Here is an 18045-nt window from a genome sequence, read left to right on the forward strand (position 1 = left end):
GTTCGATCGGCGCAGGGTTCAAGGGCCTCATCGCCGGCAAGCCGGGCTCCTACAAGGGCCACCGTATTGATCAAATATTTCGACAGGAGTCACTTCTGCCATGCACGCTATCGCCTTGCGTTTACCCCTGCTGCTGGCCGCAACCCTGCCGCTGCAGGCTTTTGCCGCCGACACCCAACTGCAGACCGTCACAGTGCAGGCCAGCAGCAGCGAGTCGGATGACGACGCCCTGCCCACCCGGCCACCGACCTCGGTGTACGGCGGCACCGAGACCAAAGTGCTCGACACCCCGCGCTCGGTGGTGCAGATCAATGCCGAGCAACTGGCCAACGGCTCGATCCATAGTGCCGATGACCTGGTCAAGTACGCACCGGGGATCACCCGTGGCGGCGGCCAGAACGCCGGAATCGCCCCACAGTTCCGCGCCCAGGGCTCGGAGATTTTCCAGGACGGCCAGCGTGCCTACGGCGTGCGCCACCCGGCCAATTTCAACGCCTACGAAGGCGCCGATATCGTCGCCGGGCCATCGTCGGTGACCTACGGCTCGGTGTCCGGCAGCGGCGGCTACGTCAACTACCTGAGCAAAAAGCCCAACTTCAATGAGTTCAAGACCAAGCTCAGCGGCGAACTCGGCTCATGGGTACCGGACGGCACATCGCGCAACTCCAACAAGTTCAGTGTCGACAACACCGGCCCGCTGACTGACAACCTGGCCTACCGCCTGAGCATTACCAAGCAGCGCCAGCAGGACTTCTACGACAACGTCGACAACAACTTCGACGCGTTCTACGGCGCCCTGGCCTGGCGCAATGACAACGTGCGCGTGGACTGGAACGCCAGCTACGACAACTACTACGACTACAACATCACCCACGGCTGGAACCGCGCCACCCAGGACCTGGTGGACCACGGCAAGTACTACGCCGGCCGTGCCACGCCGATCATCCAGAACGGCAACACCCTGTGGTCGCCGGTGCTGGCCTCCGGCGCCGCCGATGCACCTACGCTTGGCTGGGTGCAACGCCAACGTAATGCCCAGGGCCAATACAGTGTGGTCGACGGCAGCTTCCAGACCGCCTCGCCCAACACCCAGGCCAACCCCGGCAGCCTGCGCGGCTGGGTGTATGACCCGACGCTGGCGGGCAATGGCGAGCAGTCGCTGTCGTCCCAGACCGGGCAGCGCAAGGAGGACGAAAGCAGCTCGCGGCGCTTTACCACGCAACTGCGCATCGAGGCCGACCTGTCGCCGACCATCACCGTGGCCAACAGCACGTTCTACCAGCGTTCCAAGGACATCACCGATGCCGTCGGCGCGTTCCATGTGCAATCCAAAGACACTATCTTCGACAACCGTTTCGAGTTCCGCTCGCGCAACGAAACCCAGCTTGGCGGCTGGACCCTGCGGGACGACAGCAACACCGGCCTGATCTACCGCCGCGAATTCAACCAGTCGATTGCCGCCAACAACAGCTTTGGCTCGACCATCAACGCCTACGACCTGACCCAGGATCCGTCCGGCAAGAACCCCGGCGACCTGCTCGGCCTCGACGGCAGCAACCCGGCCGGTGGCAACGGCGCGTGGATCGGCCAACCCGGTGTACCGCAATATTCCAACTACTACGGCTGGCTCAACCTGCCGCCGATGTACGCGGCCGGGCATGGCCTGTACGCCGAGTCGGTGGCGCCCTACACCGCTGAAAGCACGTGGACCACCAAGACCCTGTTCAGCCAGCACAACCTCAAGTACGGCGATTACTTCGGCCTGAACATTGGCGCCAGTCGCAGTTGGATCGCCGCCGAGATCGAAAACCCGTTCGTGCTGGCGGGCGGCAATCGACGCCAGGACAGCGACAACTATCGGTTGTTTGCCTTCCAGGTCAGCCCCTACGTAAAACCCACCGACAACACCACGCTGTACTACACCTTCGATCGCTCGCTGGCGGTCAACACCGGATTCTTCTCCAACGGCCTCGGCTGGGGCAGCGGCAATGGCGCCAACCAGCTCAACCCGCTGGCGTTCCAGAGCCTGAGCGTGCTGCATGAAGTCGGGGTGAAGGTCGAAGCGGTGCCCCACCAGCTGTTCATGACCCTGGCCGCGTTCAAACAAGCCCGGGACCAGGCGCCCGACAGCAATAACAACATTGCGCGGCTGCTGATCAAGGGCGTGGAAGCCACCCTGCGTTATCAGCCGGATGACCACCTGCGCAGCGGACTTAACCTCTCCAAGCTCAGCGCCTACAACGAATTCACCTCCCAGGCCGGGTTTGCGTCCGCCGGGTTCATCCCCGACAACGGCACGGTGTTCGGCGACAACAACAGCCTCAACCAACGCCCCTCCGGGCGCTACGACGCGGTGCAGATTCCCGAATACACCGCCAGCGGCTATGTCGACTACCGCTTCGATTCCGGCTTTGGTGCCGAACTCTCCGGCTGGTGGACCAGCAGTTGGTACCTGAACCTGAGCAAGACGGTAAAGGTCCCCAACGAGTACAACCTCGACCTCGCCCTGTACTACCGCCAGCCGCAGTGGAGCACCACGTTGCGGGTGCTCAACCTGACCAACGAACTGAACTTCGTCAGCGGCCTGGCCGGCTCCACCAACACCTTTTTGCAACCCATGCCTGGCCGCACCTTGCTGGCCCAGGTCGACTATCAATTCTGATCCACCCCAGGAGCGTTCCATGTCCATTGAATTCGTCGGCATGATTTTCCCCCGCCAGTGGTCCGAAACCCGTGGCGTGCGCAGCCCGGATTTCGACCTCGACTTTATCCGCCACCACACCCGCGCCCACGAGCATGCCGGGTTCGACCGCGTACTGATCGCCAGCGGCCCGGGCAGCGCCGACAGCCTGCAGATCGCGGCCTACGCGGCGGCGCATACCGAACGACTGGGTTTCATGATTGCCCACCGCCCTGGCCTCACCGCGCCCACCGTTGCCGCCCGTTCCTTCGCCACGCTGGACCACACCACCGGTGGCGGGCGCATTCGCCTGCACGCAATCACCGGCATTACCGCCGAGCCGCAGGAAGGCGACTTCCTGCTGGACAAGACCGAGCGCTACCAACGCACCGACGAATACCTGGAGATCGTACGGCGCACCTGGACCGCCGAAGAGCCGTTCGATTTCGAGGGCAAGTACTTCAACATCAAGGGCGCGTTTTCACCGGTCAAGCCGTTGCAGCAGCCGCATATCCCGATTTCGTTTGGCGGGTCTTCGGACATCGCCTACCAGATCGCGGTCAAGCACGCCGATTTGTATGCGCTGTGGGGCGAGCCGTTGAGTGGCGTGGCGGAGCAGATTGCCAAGCTCAAGGCCGCCGCCGCAGCGGCGGGGGTTGAAGCGCCACGGGTGAGTTTGTCGGTGCGTTTGATCCTGGGCGCAACCGAGGAACTGGCCTGGCAGCGGGCCGAGCAGATTCTGGAACAGATCAAGGCCAACCCGCAGTTCGCCGCGGGCAGCCCGTGGCAGAAACGCCTCAAGGGCACCGGCTCGGAACGCTTGCTGGCGGCAGCGGCCCTGGGTGACCGCCATGACCGTGCACTCTGGATGCCCACCGCCACCGCCGTGGGTGCCTACGGCGACACCACCGCCCTGGTCGGCACGCCGGAAACCGTCGCGCAGGCGTTGCTGGATTATGTGGACCTGGGCGTGACCACGTTCTTGAACCGGGGGTATGACCCGTTGTACGACACCGTGGATTACGGGCGGTGGATCATCCCGGCGGTGCGTGAAGAGGCGCGGCGCAGGCAGGCACGTGTTGCGTAACGACGCATGACGCCATCGCCGGCAAGCCGGCGCCTACAGTGGAGCGTGCGTACCGATGTTTATGCGTACGACACACACCTGTAGGAGCCGGCTTGCCGGCGATGGCGTCCATCCAGACACATCCAGCGCCAAAGTCTCACCTCAAACCCCCAGCCGCCGCACTAGCCTTACCTGCCTGTATTCATATCAGGAGGACAAGGATTGTCCACACGCCCCCACGCTAAACACCTGCGCACTGGCCGTTACTCCGAAAGTGGTCAGATCTACATGCTCACCGCTGTCACCCAACACCGCGAGCCTGTCTTTGCAGACTGGCAAGTCGGTCGTTTAGTGGTTCATCAATTTCGTCAGGCACAAATCGAAGGCCTTGCCGACTCGCTGGCCTGGGTGGTGATGCCGGATCATTTTCACTGGTTGGTCGAGCTCAAACAGAGCACCTTGCCAGCGCTGATGCTAGCGACAAAATCCCGTAGCGCCCGCGCCATCAATGCGCGCCTGGGGCGATCGGGTCGTTTTTGGCAAAAGGGTTTTCATGACCGCGCCATCAGGCGGGAGGAAGATTTGCAGGCCGTTGCGCGCTATATCATCGCCAACCCATTGCGGGCCGGTCTTGTGCGGCGCGTGCATGATTATCCGTTGTGGGATGCGATATGGGTGTGATTGTTGAGGGCGCCATCGCCGCGCAGCGGTGCCCGTCACCCCAACGACGGCGAATGCTCCAGCAACGTGCGCGTATACGCCGCCTGCGGCTGGTCCAGCACCTCATCCACCGCGCCCTGCTCCACCACCCTGCCCACCTTCAACACCAGCACCCGGTCGGCAATCGCGCGGACGACGCCGAGGTCGTGGGTGACGAACAACAAGGTCAGCCCTTCGCGCTGCAACTGGCGCAGCAGGTCGAGGATCGATGCCTGCACCGACACATCCAGCGCCGAGGTGATTTCATCGCAGATCAGCAGCTTGGGTTCGCACAACAACGCACGGGCGATGGCCACGCGCTGGCGCTCGCCGCCCGACAGGCTGTGGGGGTAAAGATCGGCCACCGAGGCCGGCAACGACACGCGCCGGAGCACCGCCTCGACCCGCTGCCGCGCCGCAACGCCTTTGACCGCGAAGAAGTGTTCCAAGGGCGCGCTCAGCGTCTGGTACACGGTTTGACGCGGGTTCAACGCGCGATACGGGTTCTGGAAGATGTATTGGATCTGGTGACGCAACCCCGCATCGCGCTGGCGTGCCTGCAACGGCAGTGGGCGGCCAGCGTAGTGCAATTCACCCAGGGCATTTTCCCCCAGGCCGGCGACGGCCCGTGCCAGGCTGGTTTTGCCGGAGCCGGACTCGCCCACCAACGCCAGGCACTCCCCCGGCTGCACCTGCAATGCAATGTCGAACAGCACCTGCCGGTCGTAGGCTACGTTCAAGCCGCGGATGGACAGCAACGGTGCTTCGGCCTGCGCGGTAACAGCCGCAATCGGTGTCAACGCGATTGCCTGCAACGGCTGGTCATGGGGGACGAGACACGCTACCGCATGGCCCGGCTCCCGGGCCTGCAACGCCGGCTCCTGCAACGCGCACACTGAGGTAAACCGCTCGCAGCGTGGCCCGAAACTGCACCCTTGTGGCCGTTGCCCCGGTGCCGGCGCGTGCCCGGCAATCGCCTTCAACTCGCGGCGCCCCGCCACATCCGGGATCGCCGCAAGCAACCCCCGTGTGTAAGGGTGGGACGGCCGGCTGAACAAGCCATCGCGGCTGGCGGTTTCGACGATACGCCCGGCGTACATCACCATCACCCGGTCCACCAGGTCCTTGATCACCGCCAGGTCATGGGACACATACACCGCCGCCACACCCTGGCTTTTGCACAGGCGTCGCAGGGTGGCGAGGATATGCGCCTGGGTGCTGACATCCAGTGCGGTGGTCGGCTCATCCAGCACGAACGCCAGCGCCAGCATCACACGCTGTTGCTGGCCCCCGGAGAGTTGATGGGGAAAGCGCCGCAGGAACTCCGGATCGTCCGGCAGCCCGACGTCTCGCAGCGTCTCAGTGATACGTTGCTGCTGAGCCGCGCGGTCCAGGCCCGATGGGTGCACCGCCAGGGTCTCGCGCAACAGGTGACCGATGCGCAGCGCCGGATTCAGCGCGGTGGCCGGGTCCTGGGCGACATAACCGATCAGGCTGCCGCGTGCGCGGCGCAAGGCTTCTCCCTCAAGGCTCAACAACGCCTGACCGCCGACCTGCACCTGGCCGCCGACAATCCGCGCACCACGCCGCGCATGGGCGAGCAACGCGGTGGCGAGGGTGGTCTTGCCCGACCCCGATTCACCCACCAAACCGAGGATCTCCCCGGCCTGCAGGCTGAACGAAATGCCCGACAGCACATCCACCTGCCCCGGCAACTCCACGCGCAGGTCATGCACCTGCAACACCCCGGTGTCGATTTCGGTAATCGCGTTCATGGCTGTTTTTCTCCCATCCGTGCACTGCGCCGTCCAATCCCTTCGGCGAGGATATTGGTGCCGTAGGCAAATACCCCGATCAGCACCGCCGGGGCCAGCACCGCCCAGGGCTGCACCAGCAGGCCGGCCTGGTTTTCATTGATCATCAGGCCCCAGTCCGCCGTCGGCGGCGCCACGCCGTAACCGAGAAAACTCAAGCCCGACAGCATGCCCACGCCCCAGGTCAGCATGTTGCCGAAGTGCACCAGCAACGGCGTGAGGATATTCGGCAGGATCTCCTTGAACAGAATGCGCCAGCGCGAGTAGCCCATCATCTGCGCCGCCTCGACGAACTCCTGCCCTGCCACCGCCACCGCACTGGCGCGCGCCAGGCGGATCACGCCGGGGATAAAGGCGATGGACACGGTCAACACAATCAGCCACGGCGCCCGCCCCAGCATCGACACGATCAGTAGCACCAGAATCAGGTCGGGAAACGCCAGGGACACATCCGCCGACCAGGTAATCAACTGGTCCAGGCGCCGCCGCGACAACCCCGCCAACAGGCCCAGCGTGCTGCCCACCGCCAGAGCAATGCTCGCGGCGGCCACCGACATCCATAGCACCGACAAGCCACCGCCGAGCAGGCGCGAAAGCACGTCATGGCCGAGAAAGTCATACCCCAGCCAGGCACCGCCGCCCGGCGCGCCATACACCGGGCCGACCATGTCGGTGGTGCCATGGGGCGCCAGCCAACGACCCAACACGGCAACAGCGATCACCAGCGCGGTGATCCAGGCGCCATTGCGGATTTGCGGCTCTTTCATGCATCACCTCGGGAACGGCGCCACCACGGCGTGATGCCCCGGCGGTTGCGTTGAATCATCGTGACCCGCCGCGCCGTGCGCAGCTTGGGCGTGAGCAGCACGGTGAGCAGGTCGGCGAGCAAATTGATCAGCACCACCGCCAGGGTGATCACCAGCACAATCGCCTGGATCATCGGCAGGTCGCGCATCTGGATCGCCGCGTTCAATGCCGTGCCAATGCCGGGGTAACTGAAGATCACCTCGGCGAGCACCGCGCCACCGATCAGCGTGCGCAGGGTCAGCGCCACCCCCTGGATCGCCGGCACCAGCGCGTTGGGCAAGGTGTGCAGCCACACAATGCGCCGGTGCGGAATGCCGCGCAGGCGCGCGGCAATCACGTAATCGGACTCCAACGCCTCGATCATCGCCGCCCGCACCATGCGCGTGAGATAGGGCAATGCGGTGAGGCTCAGGGCCAAGACCGGCAGGATCAGAAACTTGAGTTGGCGCAGCAGCGGCTGGTCCGGGTCGAGGATCGACACCGCCGGCAAGAAGTCCATGTGCGGCATGGAAAACAACAGCACCAGGCCGATCGCCAACAGAAAACCCGGCGTGGCCTTGAGAAAGATCAGCAGTGACAGGCTCCAGCGATCCAGTCGAGTATCCCGGCGCAACGCCAGCGCGACACCCAGCGCCAACGCCACCGGCACCACCACTGCGATCACACCGGCCAGCAGTGCCAGGGTGTAGCCGAAGCGGCTCCACAGGATAGGGCTGACCGGCGCATTCGAATCCAGCGACACACCGAGGTCGCCACTCAGGGCAGCGCCCAGCCAGCGCAGGTATTGCCACAGCACCGGCTGGTCCAGGCCCAACTGGCGTTGCAGGGTGAGGATGCTTTCCAGCGGCGCATCCGGGCCGAGGATCACCCGCGCCGGGTCCGAAGGCAGCGCCTGGGTGGCGATGAACACCACCAGGCTGATGACCCAGGCGGTGAGCAGACCGTAACCCAGGCGCCCGATAAACCACGACAGCCAGGCCGGCGTGCGTGGGGTTTTGCACTGCGGCTCAGACATGGTTCAACCACAACTCATCAAAACGCCAGGAAGCGAACGTCGTCTGCTCCGGCGTCAAGCCGCCGACCTTCACGGAAGACGCGTCCAGCACATCGTTGAACCCCCAGATCAGCAAGCCACCGCGTTCGTGCTGGATCTGCTGGGCTTCATGCACCAGGCCTTTGCGCACTTCCAGGTCGGGTTGGGCCAGGGCCTGGCGATACAGGCTGTCGAAGCGTTCGTCGTGGAAATTACTGCGGTTGTAGATCGCCAGCGGCGCGTCGTTATGCAGCGCCGAAGCCAGGAAGCCACGGGCGGGTGTCGAGCCTGGCGACAGTTGCCATTGTTCGCGTTGCGGGCCGTTGAACACGGCACCGTCGACCTGGGTGACACGCACGTCCACACCGGCTTTTTTCGCCTGCTGGGCAAATACCAGCGCGGCATTCACACCGGGCCCTGGGGTGGTGGTCAGCTCCACGCGCAGATCGGTGTGCCCGGCCTGGCGCAACAGCGAGCGCGCCTGTTCCAAGTCGTACGGGCGCTGAGCGATGGCGTGGTTGTAGGTGGGGTCATGGGGCGAATACAGGTCGTTGGCGACGCGGCCAAAGCCATTCAGGCCACGGTCCACCAGTTCCTGCCGATCGGCCAGCAGGCGAAAGGCCTGGCGCACGCGCACGTCATCGAACGGCGGCTTGGCCAGGTTCAGGTTGAAGCCGGTAAACGAGGTGCTCGGCGACACGCACAACGACAGGCGCGAATCGGCCTTGAGCAGCGCACTGTGCTCGGCCTGCACACCACTGGCCACGTCGATCTGCCCGGCGCGCAATGCGGCGACACGGGAGACCTGGTCCTTGAATTCGATGATTTCCAGCTCATCGGCATAGGGCTGTCCGGGTTTGTAGTAGTTCTCGAAACGCGTGTACAGCGAACGCTGACCGGGCACGAAGCGCTTGAGCTTGTAAGGGCCGGCGCCCACCGGGTTGGTAATCGGGTCGTAGTCGGTGGGCACGATGCCGCCGAAGCTGATCAGGGTTTCATCCAGCGGGAAGAAGCTCTGGCCTTGTTTGAAACGGATCTCGATGGTGCGCTCGTCCAGCTTGCGCAACGCATTGCGGTCGATGGCGCCGACCAGGCCGGCAAAGGGCGAAGCCAACTTGGGATCGGTAAGACGCAGCAGCGAAAACAGCATGTCGTCGGCGCCGATGGTCTTGCCGTGGTGGAACTCCAGGCCCGGCTTGATGCGAATGGTCCAGGCGCTGGCGTCGGCGTTCGGCTCGGCGAACTCGGCCAGGGCCAGCCGCGTGCTGACGTCGGTGTTCCACTCCCAGAACTTGCTGTACAGCGCCCAGCCACGGATGATCCCGCCGCCCACCGGTTTATGCGCGTCGAGGTTGCCAGACTGGTCGCCGTCGATAATGCCCACGCGCAAGCGCCCGCCACTCACAGGTTTACCCGTCAAGGCCGCCCCTTGAGTTGCCGCACCGCTATCGCAGCCACCCAGCAGCAAGCCGCCGCCGACCACCAGGCTGTTGCCGAGAAACACCCGGCGGGAAAATCCGTCACTCATTCACTCAAGCCTCTTCGTGCTGTACAGCCTTGTGGGTGACGCCCAGGCGCGGTACCTCGAAACCGTGGTCCAGGTCCAGCAACGGGAACAGCAGGTCGGCCACGCGGTGGGCTTCGTCGATCAGCGGAAAACCGGAGAGGATGAACGCCGACGTGCCCTGGGCTTCATATTCGCGGATGCGTTCGGCGACTTGTTCGGCGCTGCCGACCAGGTAGGTGCCGGCGGCCGGACCGAGGATGTTGAAGCCGAACAGGCTCGGGCCCAGCCACACGTTGGGGTAGATCTCCAGTTCGCGCGCGGTGGGCAGGCGCCCGGCTCGGAGGGTCTCGACATTGCGCTGGGTTTGCGGGTCATCGCTGTGGAAATCCTCGAAGCTCACGCCCGGCGGCAACTGGCGTTCGATGGCGTTGCGCGCAGTCTGCAACGAGGTGCGTTGCAGGAGTTTCTCGGCGTGGGCCCAGGCTTCTTCCTCGGTCTCGCGCACGATGACCTGCAAGCGAGTACCGAAGGTCAATTCGCGGCCGACCTTCGCCGCTTCGGCGGCTACCCTGCGGAACTTTTCGCCGAGTTTTGGCGGGGTATTGGCAAAGCTCAGGTACACGTCCAGCAACTGCACCGAATGTTCGACACCCGGCCCCGATGTACCGGCGCCCCACAAGGGAATCCCGGGTTTCTGGTAAGGCGGATGCCAACCGCCGAGGGGATGACTGGCCGCGCCGGGCGAACGTGGCGCGAGCTTGACGTACTGGCCGTCATAGCCACGGGTGTCGCCAGCATAGAAGCCCTGGAATGCGCGCCAGTATTCGAGGCTGAACGCATAACGCTCGTCATGCGGGTAATGCACCCCCAGGGTTGCCAGGCCGGCGTCGTTGCCGTTGACCACGTTGAACAGCAGGCGGCCGTTGGAGAACTGGTCAAACGTGAGTGCCCACTTGGCCAATACCGCGGGCGACAGCTCGCCAGGGTGTTGTGCCACCAGGAAGCGCAGGCGCTGGGTGGCGTCGATCAGCGAAGCGGCCACGGCCAGGCTTTCATTCGGGCTGGAGCCGAGCAGCGAGCCGTAGTAGCCGAGGCGATCACTGGCGACCGCGAGTTGTTTGAGGTGTTGAAAGTCGGTTTTCCAGCGACCTTCGGGTTCCCACGGATAAGGGCCATCGGGGGTGGTGAGGTACCAGAGAATCTTTACAGACATGACAAACATCCTTGAATAGAACCGCCTCTTGTAGGAGCCGGCTTGCCGGCGATGACGGTGGCACATCCAACAGGGATGCCGCCTGACACACCGCTATCGCCGGCAAGCCGGCTCCTACGAGGGGGTGTGGTGATTTCAGTCGCGGCGGTCGATGGCCGGCACCAGCCCAAGTGCGGTGGCTTGCTCGAACAACCCGCTCATCTTCCACTGCTGGGTCAGCACGCCCGGTCCATAGGCACGTGAGCCACCCAGCGCGTCCGCGAGCAATTGCAGTTGTGCGCCCTCCTCCAGCAACAGGATGAATTCCGCCGTGGCGCGCAGCCCTTGCTTGCCCCACACGGTGGAGCCGCCGTTGGCTTCGAGGATCGCCAGGTTGAAGGGGTTTTCGGCGATCTTGTCGAGGATGAAATCCACTTCCTGCTGGCGACGGTCGATGTACACCGGCAGTTCCCGCGCCAGCTGGTAGCGCTGCACCGGCACGTAGTGGAACGGCAAGGTGCGGTGGGTCTGGGCCCAGGCGCCCAGGTAGGGCGAGTGCACATGGGACACGGTGGTCACGTCCGCATGCTGCTGGAACAGCTTGGTGTAGCGCCCCAGGCCGCCCTTGCCCTTGCCGAGGATGACGTTGCCGGCAAAGTCGGTGACCGTGGCTTGCAGCGGCTTGCGGTAGTTCCACGGGCCGCCGTAGCTGACCGACACCAGCAACTCCTGGCCGGGGACCCGCTCGATAAAGCCGACGGTGCCGGCAGCGGTGATGGTGTTGGTTTCACGGAACACGGTGAAGGCCTCTTCGGCCTCCAGCAGGACCTTGTCGACAAAGGCCTGCAGTTCCTGGCTGATCGGTTGGGCGTGGACAATGGCAGTCATGTGGGTTCTCCAGTTTCAGGCGCGGCGCTTGGCCAACAGTTCATGGGCGGCTTGCAGAGGGCGCGGGTCGACCCAGTCGGCGATGGAAAAATCGCGCTCCAGGAAGCCGTGCAGGTAAAGAAATTCTTTTTGGGTGCCGAGGAAGTCCAGGCGCTGGGCCGACAGATCCGGCGCCAGGGTGGTGTGGAAATCCCCGCGATAGGCCTCGGCCACCCCGACGCTGCCGGCGCGGGTTTCTTCTTCGAGAATGGCGTTCAGGCCGTCGCGATTGTTCGCCGCCCAATCGGCAGCACTGAGGGTTTGCGCGAGAAAGCGCACCACCAGGTCAAAGTGGTTGTCCAGCAGGTTCTGGTGCACGGTGATCGGCCGTGGCGTGCCGTTGTTGATGCGATAGCGCGGCTCGGCGATCCGGTCCAGGTCGATGCCCACCACCAGCCCCAGGCGCCGTGCGGCGTCGGCCGCCGAGGCGCCCTTGACGTACACCGCATCCACCTCACCATGCACCAGGTAATCCAGGCCCGACCACAGGCGCTGCAAACCCTGTTGCGGGTCCGGCGCCTGGGACTGGTCCTGCAAGGCCACTTCCACCAGTTCGACATCATCGAACCCGAGGCCGGCCAGGCTCAACGCGCCCTTGTAGCCGTGCAGGCTCATGGCCCGCGCGATGCTGCCGGGACGGCTGTCGCCCCAGGCCGGCAGGGCCAGGCGCTTGCCTTTCAAGTCTTCGGGACGGGTGATACCGGAGTCCGGGCGCACGAGGATGGTTTGCCATTCCTCGATCCAGGTCAGGCCGATCAGCCGACTCGGCGCACCAGCAGCACGGGCGGCCAGGGCCGGGACATTGCCGCCTTCGCGAAACAGCCCCGGCAGGTCGTGATCGTAGTGATGACGGCCGAGTTGGCGGGCCTCCTGCAACGTCGACACGGGCAAGCCGTCCGGCGCGAATTCTTCGGTCAACCACCCCAGCTTGTAGGCGATGCCGGAGGCGGTCGGCACCGGACAACGGGTAAACCAGATCTGTTCAAGCTCGGGCGTGGGCAGGACAGCGGAAAGGGTCATGGGGCGGCTCCATTGAATTGGGCAAGTCAGTGGAGGGGGTATTGCAGAGGCCGTGCCAATCGGCGCTGGCCCCGGTTTGCAAGGGCTTCGGCGCTTGCCTGCGCAGGCGACTGCTGACCTGCCAACAGCACTGCTGCTGCACCAGCAGTCGTTTGCCCAGGCTGCTTCCCCAGCAGCACCCCCACCCGCAGAGCCCCCGCATAGCGGGGCTTTGCACATTGGCTTGGAACTTGCTCAAGCCCCTCCCAGCACCGCAACCCCCTGTAGGAGCCCGGCTTGTCGAAGCGTCGCACGGCGGCGATGACGTCCGTGAAAACGCCATCGCCGGCAAGCCGGGCTCCTACAAGGCGGGGAGCGAACCAAACCAGAAGGATGAATGCATGACTACGTTTGAACAGGCCCCCGTACGCCAACTGCACAGCGAAGCCGAGGCCATCGCCGCTGCCAAGGAGATCGCGGTGGAAATCGCCGCCATCGCCGCCGACCACCAACAAAACGGCCAACTGCCATGGCGCCAGGCGCAACTGCTGTCCGACAGCGGCATCACCGCCATCGGCGTGCCCAAGGCCTTTGGCGGGCTGGGCGCTTCGGTGCAGACCATCGTCGAGACCGTGCGCATTATCTCGGTGGCCGATGGCGGTGTCGGGCAACTGCTGCAAATCCACAACGTGATGCTGCGCGGGATTTTCAATGGTTATCCGGATGTGGTGCGTGATCGACTGGTCAGCGACGTGCTGGCCGGCAAGCGCTTCGGCAATGCCCTGGCCGAGGTCGGCGGCAAGAACAAGTTCGCATTGAAGACCCGTGTCGAGCGCCGTGAGGACGGCGCGCTGGTACTCAATGGCAGCAAGTTCTACTCCACCGGTTCTTACCTGGCCGAATGGATCTCGCTCACCGCCGCTTCGGACGATGGCGGCGCCGGCGTGCTGCTCAACCGCAATGCACCGGGCCTCACGCTGGTGGATGACTGGGCCGCCTTCGGCCAGAAAAACTCGGTCAGTGGCACGGTGAATTTCGACAATATCTTGCTGGATGAAGACTACGTGTCACGGCGCAAGGGCCCGATGAAACGCACCGGGCTGACGTTTCCGCAGATCCTTCATGCGGCCATCGACACCGGCATCGCCGCCGGCGCCCTGGCAGCCGCCGTGGACTATCTCAAGCACAACGCGCGCCCGTGGGTGGAAAGCGGCGTCGACCACGCCAACGAAGAACCGCACATCATCAAGCAGATCGGCGAATACGCCGTGGCCCTGCGCGCCGCCGAATCGCTGCTGCGCGATGCCGCGCGGGTGTTTGATGCCCATGAGTTGGACCCGGAGAACAAAGCGCTGCAGGACGAGTTGATCCTCTCGGTCGCCACCGCGCGTGCGCATTCCGACAGCGCTTCGCTGAAGATTTCCAGCGATATCTTCTCGTTGCTGGGGGCCAGTTCGTCGCTGAGCAAATGGAACCTGGACCGCTTCTGGCGCAACGCCCGCGTGCACACCACCCATGACCCGATCCGCTGGCGTTTGCACCACGTGGGCAACTACTACCTCAACGGGGTGGACCCAGGCGAGTACACCGCGATCCTGAATGCCAAGGAAACCCAAGGCGCCACCCGCACATAAAACCCTACCGGTAGGAGCCCGGCTTGCCGGGCTCCTACAGGTCCGGCATCCCCCCGTTTATGTCTATGAGCTTTTCATGATTGAACAACACCCTCTTTTACGCAGCCTGGCGATCTACCGGGAAATGCCCTGGCGGTTCGCGCTGGTGGCGACGCTGTATGTGGCGATCAACCTGGGGCTGGTCTGGCAGCAATGGCTGATCGGGCATGCGGTGAATGACGTGAGTGCCGGCCGCGCCGTGGTCCCCCAGCCTGACGGCAGCCTGGATGCCCGCCTCGGCTGGTATTGGCTGGGGCTGATGTTCGCCGTGGCCCTGGGGCGCGGCGTGTTGCAATACATCGCCAGCGTGCTGTCGCTGGTAATCAGCCAGGCGCTGCTGACGCGCCTGCGCGAACGCATCCTGGCCCAGGTGCAAAGCCTGCACCTGGGCTATCACTGGCAGCATGGCATGGGCGAGATGATCACCCGCACCACCCGCGACGCCGACAAGGTTCGCGACGCCCTGATCACCTTCTGGCGGCAACTGGTGGAAACCCCACTGGTGGTACTGGCCACGGTCGGCCTGCTGGGCTGGTACAACCCGCTGCTGGGTCTGGTGCCGTTGTTGCTGACGGTCACCGGGCTGTGGATTTTCGTGCGCCAGACCGAGCGCCTGGTGAGTCTGGACCGGGCGGTCGGCAGTGCCTATGACCGTGTCAATCAGGACCTGAGCGAAGGCATTGGCGGCGTACGCGTGATCAAGTCATTCGCCTTGGAACAGCAGCGTATCCAGGGCTTTGCCGATCAGGTCGCGGTGTTTGCATCGTTGGCACGCCAGGCACTGGCGTATTCCAGTTCGCGCATTCCGCTGCCCCAGGCGGTGGTTGCGTTGGGGCATGTGTGGATCCTGGTGTACGGCGCGCATCTGGTCGCCGCCGGGCAACTGGGGATTGGCGAACTGGTCACGTCCCTGCTGATCGCCACCACGCTGGTGTTCCGTATCGAAGGCATTGGCCGGGTGATGCAGACCTTTGCCGACGCGCGTGCGAGCGCCGAGCGCATCTGGCAATTACTCGATGCACCGGCCGCGATTCGCAGCGGCAACGGCGCCCTGCCTGCCGGCCCGCTGGGGCTCAAGCTGGAGCATGTCAGCGTGACGGCGCCGGGCGGCGGCCGCGACATTCTGCATGACTGCTCGCTGAGCTTGCAGCCCGGCGAAATCGTCGCATTGGTCGGCGCCACCGGCACCGGCAAGAGCCTGCTGGCGAGCCTGTTGCCGCGCCTCAGCGACGTGACGGCCGGGCGCCTGTTGCTGGGTTCGGATGCCAACGGCTGGCAGGACATTCGCGAGCTGCAACTGGGCTCGCTGCGCCGCCGGGTGCATGTGGTGCCCCAGGAAAGTTTCCTGTTCGCCGGCACGCTCGCCGCCAACCTGCGCCTGACCGCGCCCGACGCCAGCGACGAACAACTGCGCAAAGCCTTGCACCTGGCAGCCGCCGAAGACGTGCTGCAGCGCCTGCCCCAAGGCCTGGAAACCCCGCTGGGTGATCGGGGCGTGACCCTGTCCGGTGGCCAGCGCCAGCGCTTGTGCCTGGCCCGCGCACTGCTGGGCACGCCGGACTTCCTGTGCCTGGACGACGCCACCAGCGCCCTCGACGCCATCAGCGAGCGCCAGGTGCTGAACAACTTGCGGCAGTTGCACGGCACGACGGTGCTGGTGATCTCCAGCAAACTCTCGACCATCTTGCTGGCCGACCGCGTGCTGATGCTGGACGACGGCAGGATCACCGCCCAGGGTCGTCACACCGACCTGCAATCCACGCATGCGCATTACCGCGACCTGTTGGGGATCGACCATGGCTAACCCACTGCCAGGCAAAGCCTTGAGCGATATCGAAATAGAAGAAATGCTCGCGAAAAAAGCCCTGGATCGCGGCATGTTCAAACGCTTGCTGCCACTGCTGCGGCCGATTCGCCGCCAGATCATCGCGGTCATCGGCATCGAAATCCTGCTGGTGATTACCGTGTTCCTGCGCCCCTGGTTCGTGCGCGAACTGCTCGACCGCGGGCTGGTTCAACAGGCCGATCACTGGCTGCTGGACGAGCGCCTGGTGCTGTGGCTGGGCCTCGGCCTGGCGGCGAGTTGGCTGGTGCGCTTCCTGCTGGCCGGGGTCTCGCAATTCGTGGCAGGCGGCGCGGCGATCCGCGTGCTGAATGCCCTGCGCGTGCAGGTGTTCGCCCATGTGCAAAGCCTGAGCGTCAGCTACTTCGACCAGACCCGCGCCGGGCGCATCATTTCCCGGGTCGACCGCGACGTCGACGCACTGGAGCCCCTGGTGATCCAAGGCCCGCCGGAACTGCTCGGTGCCCTGCTGCGCTGCGGCCTGGCCTCGGTGATGCTGTGGCGCATCGACCCGCGGTTCTTCTTGAGCCTGGTAGCAACAGTGCCGCTGCTGGTGCTCGCCACCTGGAGCTTCAAGCGTATCTCCCAGCGCAACTGGGCCAAGGTCGCGGAAAACCGCAGTCGCTTTACCGCCCACCTGGTGGAAAGCGTCAGCGGTGCGCGCCTGCTGCAACAGTGCGCCCAGGAAACACCCAACCTGCAGCGTTATCGCGTGCTGCTGGATGACTTCAACCAGGCGCTGATTCGCGGCAGCCTGCGCTCGTCGTGGTTCGCACCGTTCACGGCGCTGCTCAGCTCGGCGGGCATCGCGTTGTTGCTGCTGGTGGGCGCGTATGGCCTGGCGGCGGGCGATGTGAGTGTCGGCCAGGTCGCGGAAAGCCTGTTCTACGTGTTTCTGTTCCTGGGCCCTTTGCAGGAACTGTCGGACTTGTTCGAGCGCTACGCCACGGGCTCGGCGTCGGCCCAGCGGATTTTCCTGCTGCTCGACACTGCCCCGCACATCCTCGACCGCTCCCAGCCGCACCCATTGCAGCGCGCGCGAGGCGAGGTGCATTTCGACCACGTAGGCTTCAGCTATGGACAGGCGCCGGTGATCAACGGTCTGGACCTGCATATACCGGCCGGTGAAGTACTCGCGATTGTCGGCCCCTCCGGCCACGGCAAAAGCACCCTGGTACAGCTGCTGACGCGCTTCTACGAGGCCCAGACCGGTGCCGTGCGACTCGACGGCATCGACGTACGCGACCTGACTCAACACACCCTGCGCCGCCACGTCGGCGTGGTGCTGCAGGACAACGTGCTGTTCAGCGGCAGCATCCTCGACAACCTGCGCCTGGCTGCGCCTTTGGCCGACGACGCCACCCTGATCGCCGCCGCCCGCGAGCTGGGCGCCGATGAAGTGCTGGAGCGCTTGCCTCATCAGTACTACACCGAAGTTGGTCCGCTGGGGGCGCACTTGAGCCATGGCCAGCGGCAACTGGTGTGCCTGGTGCGGGCGTATCTGGCAGATCCGGCGGTGCTGGTGCTGGATGAGGCGACTTCGGCGGTGGATATTCATACGGAGCGGCGGATTCAGCGGGCGTTGCGGCGGCTGTGCGAAGGGCGGACGGCGATCATCATCGCGCATCGATTGGCGACGATTCGCGATGCGGATCGGATCGCGGTGGTCAGACATGGGCAGGTGGTGGAGTTGGGGCCGCATGGGCGGCTTATCGCTCAGGGGGGGGCGTATGCGGCGTTGTATCAGACGTATTTGCGCAGTGCCCATGTGAGTGAGGGGGATGTGCTGGTTCTTTAGGTGATGG

Annotated in this window: 13 protein-coding genes; 6 read left to right on the forward strand and 7 right to left on the reverse strand. The window is 64.6% G+C overall.

What is annotated here, in order from left to right; genetic code table 11:
- Nucleotides 1-100: 100 nt before the first annotated feature.
- The 3 genes from BM70_RS0106260 to BM70_RS0106270 all read left to right on the forward strand — a co-directional run bounded on the left by BM70_RS0106260 (nucleotide 101) and on the right by BM70_RS0106270 (nucleotide 4427).
- On the forward strand, nucleotides 101-2662 hold the full coding sequence (locus tag BM70_RS0106260) for a TonB-dependent receptor plug domain-containing protein (protein ID WP_025855201.1): 2562 nt from the start codon (nucleotides 101-103) through the stop codon (nucleotides 2660-2662).
- Between the two features lie 19 nt (nucleotides 2663-2681).
- Complete coding sequence (locus BM70_RS0106265) at nucleotides 2682-3767, forward strand: LLM class flavin-dependent oxidoreductase (protein ID WP_025855202.1); 1086 nt, start codon at nucleotides 2682-2684, stop codon at nucleotides 3765-3767.
- 201 nt (nucleotides 3768-3968) lie between these two features.
- Nucleotides 3969-4427: a transposase gene (locus BM70_RS0106270; protein WP_025855203.1), complete on the forward strand. Its 459-nt coding sequence runs from the start codon at nucleotides 3969-3971 to the stop codon at nucleotides 4425-4427.
- A gap of 35 nt (nucleotides 4428-4462) precedes the next feature.
- Here the strand turns inward: BM70_RS0106270 and BM70_RS0106275 are convergent, their stop codons facing one another.
- The 7 genes from BM70_RS0106275 to BM70_RS0106305 form a co-directional block, all read right to left on the reverse strand.
- Complete coding sequence (locus BM70_RS0106275) at nucleotides 4463-6220, reverse strand: ABC transporter ATP-binding protein (protein WP_025855204.1); 1758 nt, start codon at nucleotides 6218-6220, stop codon at nucleotides 4463-4465.
- Complete coding sequence (locus tag BM70_RS0106280; protein WP_025855205.1) at nucleotides 6217-7026, reverse strand: ABC transporter permease; 810 nt, start codon at nucleotides 7024-7026, stop codon at nucleotides 6217-6219. The genes BM70_RS0106275 and BM70_RS0106280 overlap by 4 nt, the downstream gene beginning before the upstream one ends.
- A complete protein-coding gene (locus BM70_RS0106285; protein WP_025855206.1) occupies nucleotides 7023-8081 on the reverse strand; it encodes an ABC transporter permease in 1059 nt (352 codons plus the stop codon). The genes BM70_RS0106280 and BM70_RS0106285 overlap by 4 nt, the downstream gene beginning before the upstream one ends.
- Nucleotides 8074-9627 carry an ABC transporter substrate-binding protein gene (locus BM70_RS0106290; RefSeq protein ID WP_025855207.1) on the reverse strand — a complete coding sequence of 518 codons (1554 nt, stop codon included), beginning with the start codon at nucleotides 9625-9627 and terminating at the stop codon, nucleotides 8074-8076. Before BM70_RS0106290 ends, BM70_RS0106285 begins: the two co-directional genes overlap by 8 nt.
- Before the next feature lie 4 nt (nucleotides 9628-9631).
- Nucleotides 9632-10819: an LLM class flavin-dependent oxidoreductase gene (locus BM70_RS0106295; RefSeq protein WP_025855208.1), complete on the reverse strand. Its 1188-nt coding sequence runs from the start codon at nucleotides 10817-10819 to the stop codon at nucleotides 9632-9634.
- A gap of 135 nt (nucleotides 10820-10954) precedes the next feature.
- Nucleotides 10955-11686 carry a class II aldolase/adducin family protein gene (locus BM70_RS0106300; protein ID WP_025855209.1) on the reverse strand — a complete coding sequence of 244 codons (732 nt, stop codon included), beginning with the start codon at nucleotides 11684-11686 and terminating at the stop codon, nucleotides 10955-10957.
- 15 nt (nucleotides 11687-11701) lie between these two features.
- Complete coding sequence (locus BM70_RS0106305; RefSeq protein ID WP_025855210.1) at nucleotides 11702-12745, reverse strand: ABC transporter substrate-binding protein; 1044 nt, start codon at nucleotides 12743-12745, stop codon at nucleotides 11702-11704.
- 380 nt (nucleotides 12746-13125) lie between these two features.
- On the opposite strand from BM70_RS0106305, the gene BM70_RS0106310 reads away from it, so the two are divergent.
- The 3 genes from BM70_RS0106310 (at nucleotide 13126) to BM70_RS0106320 (ending at nucleotide 18038) form a co-directional block, all read left to right on the forward strand.
- Nucleotides 13126-14358, forward strand: a complete 1233-nt coding sequence (locus BM70_RS0106310) for an acyl-CoA dehydrogenase family protein (protein WP_025855211.1) — start codon at nucleotides 13126-13128, stop codon at nucleotides 14356-14358.
- 76 nt (nucleotides 14359-14434) lie between these two features.
- Nucleotides 14435-16201 carry an ABC transporter ATP-binding protein gene (locus tag BM70_RS0106315; RefSeq protein ID WP_025855212.1) on the forward strand — a complete coding sequence of 589 codons (1767 nt, stop codon included), beginning with the start codon at nucleotides 14435-14437 and terminating at the stop codon, nucleotides 16199-16201.
- Complete coding sequence (locus BM70_RS0106320; RefSeq protein ID WP_025855213.1) at nucleotides 16194-18038, forward strand: ABC transporter ATP-binding protein; 1845 nt, start codon at nucleotides 16194-16196, stop codon at nucleotides 18036-18038. Before BM70_RS0106315 ends, BM70_RS0106320 begins: the two co-directional genes overlap by 8 nt.
- The last annotated feature ends 7 nt before the right edge of the window (nucleotides 18039-18045 follow it).

The sequence above is a fragment of the Pseudomonas sp. CHM02 genome, from assembly GCF_000612585.1.
Lineage (GTDB): Bacteria > Pseudomonadota > Gammaproteobacteria > Pseudomonadales > Pseudomonadaceae > Aquipseudomonas.

Excerpts from the sequence above, each read along its gene's own strand:
- BM70_RS0106265 (WP_025855202.1), top strand. The coding sequence starts at position 2,682 with ATGTCCATTGAATTCGTCGGCATGATTTTCCCCCGCCAGTGGTCCGAA.
- BM70_RS0106260 (WP_025855201.1), top strand. The coding sequence starts at position 101 with ATGCACGCTATCGCCTTGCGTTTACCCCTGCTGCTGGCCGCAACCCTG.
- BM70_RS0106310 (WP_025855211.1), top strand. The coding sequence starts at position 13,126 with ATGACTACGTTTGAACAGGCCCCCGTACGCCAACTGCACAGCGAAGCC.
- BM70_RS0106295 (WP_025855208.1), bottom strand. The coding sequence starts at position 10,819 with ATGTCTGTAAAGATTCTCTGGTACCTCACCACCCCCGATGGCCCTTAT.
- BM70_RS0106285 (WP_025855206.1), bottom strand. The coding sequence starts at position 8,081 with ATGTCTGAGCCGCAGTGCAAAACCCCACGCACGCCGGCCTGGCTGTCG.
- BM70_RS0106290 (WP_025855207.1), bottom strand. The coding sequence starts at position 9,627 with ATGAGTGACGGATTTTCCCGCCGGGTGTTTCTCGGCAACAGCCTGGTG.
- BM70_RS0106280 (WP_025855205.1), bottom strand. The coding sequence starts at position 7,026 with ATGAAAGAGCCGCAAATCCGCAATGGCGCCTGGATCACCGCGCTGGTG.
- BM70_RS0106300 (WP_025855209.1), bottom strand. The coding sequence starts at position 11,686 with ATGACTGCCATTGTCCACGCCCAACCGATCAGCCAGGAACTGCAGGCC.
- BM70_RS0106275 (WP_025855204.1), bottom strand. The coding sequence starts at position 6,220 with ATGAACGCGATTACCGAAATCGACACCGGGGTGTTGCAGGTGCATGAC.
- BM70_RS0106320 (WP_025855213.1), top strand. The coding sequence starts at position 16,194 with ATGGCTAACCCACTGCCAGGCAAAGCCTTGAGCGATATCGAAATAGAA.
- BM70_RS0106305 (WP_025855210.1), bottom strand. The coding sequence starts at position 12,745 with ATGACCCTTTCCGCTGTCCTGCCCACGCCCGAGCTTGAACAGATCTGG.
- BM70_RS0106315 (WP_025855212.1), top strand. The coding sequence starts at position 14,435 with ATGATTGAACAACACCCTCTTTTACGCAGCCTGGCGATCTACCGGGAA.